Source organism: Bradyrhizobium sp. CFUWI (genome assembly GCF_056429085.1).
Window position 1 is genome coordinate 1 of sequence record NZ_JBWJZE010000160.1, and the last position, 473, is coordinate 473.

Below are 473 nucleotides of genomic sequence, written 5' to 3' on the forward strand. Positions count from 1 at the left end.
GTACCCGCCCGCGCTCGTGGGCCGGGCGCTGGACGAGCGCGTGCGGCAGCAGGTGGCGCGGTACCGCCAGCTGGCGGAGGATTTCGGGCTGCGCACGGCCCGGTAGGCCGCCTGCACCGGCACGCGGGCCCTCCTGCCTTCAAGGCAGCGGGAATTCCAGGCCCACGACCAGGCCACCTTCGCCCGTGGCGGGCGCCAGCACCAGGCGCGCGCCATGCCGCCGGGCGATCGCGGCGACGATGGCGAGGCCCAGGCCGGAGCCCGAACCCTGCGTGTTGCCGGCCCGGAAGAACCGCTCGGTCACACGCGGCAGGTCTTCGGCCGGAATCCCCGGTCCGTCGTCGGCCACGCTCAGAACCACTACCCCATCGCTGGCAGCCACGCGCACGGTGACGCATCCGCCCTCCGGCGTGTACTTCAACGCGTTGTCGATCAGGTTCGACAGGGCCTCTTCCAGCAGCCCCGGGTCGGCC

Annotated in this window: 1 protein-coding gene; it reads right to left on the reverse strand. The window is 73.6% G+C overall.

Annotated features, from left to right (window positions below):
- Window positions 1-139 precede the first annotated feature (139 nt).
- The coding region (locus AC066S_RS39200; RefSeq protein ID WP_478271960.1) for a sensor histidine kinase at window positions 140-473 on the reverse strand (334 nt) is incomplete at its 5' end.